Raw genomic sequence first — 2068 nt, 5'->3', positions numbered from 1 at the left:
TCGGTGCCGCCGCTGCCGGTGGTGCTCTCACCCTCGTCGTCGACGGACTCCGCCTCGTACCAGGGGCCCCACGAGCCGTCCGGGTTCTTGGCACGCAGGGCCGCGACGGCCTGCGGGTTGTAGCCCTTCCACGTGACGCCGACCATCGAGAACGGGGTCTCGGAGGTGACCTCCTTGACCGGGGCGGAGCCCACCGCGATGTCGGTGTCCACACCCGCCGCGGCGGGTGCGTCGGACAGGGAGACCTCGGCCGTCCCGGTGGGGACGGCGGTGCCCGCGGTGGCGGCGATGTCGTCTCCGGACTCGACCAGGTGGTCCGCCCCGTACACGGCGAGGGGCGTGACGACGGACGCCGCGACCGCCACCGCGAGGGCGAGGGTCCTGCGTCGACCGCTGACGTTCAGGGGGCGGCGTCGTGTTCTCAAGGGCTTCTCCAGATCAGGTCTGTGTCTCGCGGATCCCGCTGCGGAACACTTCTTCCCGGCGGCCGCGAGCGCTGCGACCACTGGGACGAATGTGACGAACGTGGTCAATGGTAGCTAAGAAACGCGTGAAACCAAGTGCTACGGAAGTGAATTTTGGGGTCACAGCGGTGTAGTTTCGAACCGGTGTACGACGACGCGGCCGCCCGACGCGCGGACTGAGCAGCGGCACCGCGCACGGGTGGGGACCTCGTCGTCGTCGTCACCTGGTGTGGCACCGGGCCCCTCTCCCCGCCCGCCCGATACCCTTGGACCCGGACCCGCGCCGACCGGCGCGTGGACACGCCGGGCGCAGCGCCTGTTCAGGCTCAGCGACCCGGCGACGGACTACGGGAAGGCTCGAAGTGATGGCAGGCGATCGGCAGTGGGGGACCTATGACCTCATCGTGGTGGGGTCCGGTTTCTTCGGTCTGACGGTCGCCGAGCGGGCCGCGGCCGAGCTCGGCGCGCGCGTGCTGGTGCTCGACCGGCGTCACCACATCGGCGGCAACGCCTACTCCGAGGCCGAGCCGGAGACCGGCATCGAGATCCACAAGTACGGGGCGCACCTGTTCCACACCTCCAACGAGCGGGTGTGGGAGTACGTCAACCGTTTCACCGACTTCACCGGGTACCAGCACCGCGTGTTCGCGATGCACAAGGGCACGGCGTACCAGTTCCCCATGGGCCTGGGCCTGATCAACCAGTTCTTCGGTCGCTACTACTCGCCCGACGAGGCGCGGAAGCTCATCGCCGAGCAGGCCGCGGAGTTCTCGGCCGAGGACGCGGCCAATTTCGAGGAGAAGGCCATCTCGCTGATCGGGCGGCCGCTCTACGAGGCGTTCATCAAGGACTACACCGCCAAGCAGTGGCAGACCGACCCCAAGAACCTGCCCGCCGGCAACATCACCCGCCTGCCCGTGCGCTACACGTTCGACAACCGCTACTTCAACGACACCTACGAGGGCCTGCCCGTCGACGGGTACACCGCGTGGCTGGAGAACATGGCCGCCGACGAGAAGATCGACGTGGTTCTGGACACCGACTGGTTCGACGTCCGCGAGGCCGTTCGCGCGGCGAGCCCGGACGCGCCCGTGGTCTACACCGGCCCGCTCGACCGGTACTTCGACTACGCCGACGGCGAGCTCGGGTGGCGCACCCTGGACTTCGAGACCGAGGTCCTGCCCACCGGCGACTTCCAGGGCACCCCGGTGATGAACTACAACGACGCGGAGTACGACTACACCCGCATCCACGAGTTCCGTCACTTCCACCCCGAGCGCACGAACTACCCCACGGACAAGACCGTCATCATGCGCGAGTACAGCCGCTTCGCCGAGCGCTCCGACGAGCCGTACTATCCGATCAACGAGTCCACCGACCGCGTGAAGCTCGCCGCCTACCGCGAGCGGGCCAAGGCCGAGACCGCGGCGAACAAGGTCCTGTTCGGCGGACGCCTGGGCACGTACCAGTACCTCGACATGCACATGGCCATCGCCTCGGCGCTGACGATGTTCGACAACACGCTGGCCCCGCACCTGCGGGACGGGACCGCGCTCTCCGACTGAGCCCCGGCCGTCCCGGCCGCTCGCCGCTCGTCCGCGCCC

General features: G+C 68.7%; 1 protein-coding gene and 1 pseudogene. One reads left to right on the top strand and one right to left on the bottom strand.

What is annotated here, in order from left to right; all coding sequences use genetic code 11:
- Positions 1-425 (bottom strand): annotated as a pseudogene (locus G6026_RS13905) (hypothetical protein); the annotation flags it as partial.
- Positions 426-829: 404 nt separating this feature from the next.
- Between G6026_RS13905 and glf the strand changes: the two are divergent.
- Positions 830-2029 carry a UDP-galactopyranose mutase gene (glf, locus tag G6026_RS13900; RefSeq protein ID WP_182613514.1) on the top strand — a complete coding sequence of 400 codons (1200 nt, stop codon included), beginning with the start codon at positions 830-832 and terminating at the stop codon, positions 2027-2029.
- The last annotated feature ends 39 nt before the right edge of the window (positions 2030-2068 follow it).

This window comes from Dietzia sp. DQ11-38-2 (genome assembly GCF_014145055.1).
GTDB lineage: Bacteria > Actinomycetota > Actinomycetes > Mycobacteriales > Mycobacteriaceae > Dietzia.
Note: the sequence above shows the minus strand (reverse complement) of the source record. Positions and strands in the feature narration are given on the sequence as shown.

What these genes read in the sequence shown, in the direction of transcription:
- glf (WP_182613514.1), top strand. Translation starts at nt 830, where the DNA reads ATGGCAGGCGATCGGCAGTGGGGGACCTATGACCTCATCGTGGTGGGG.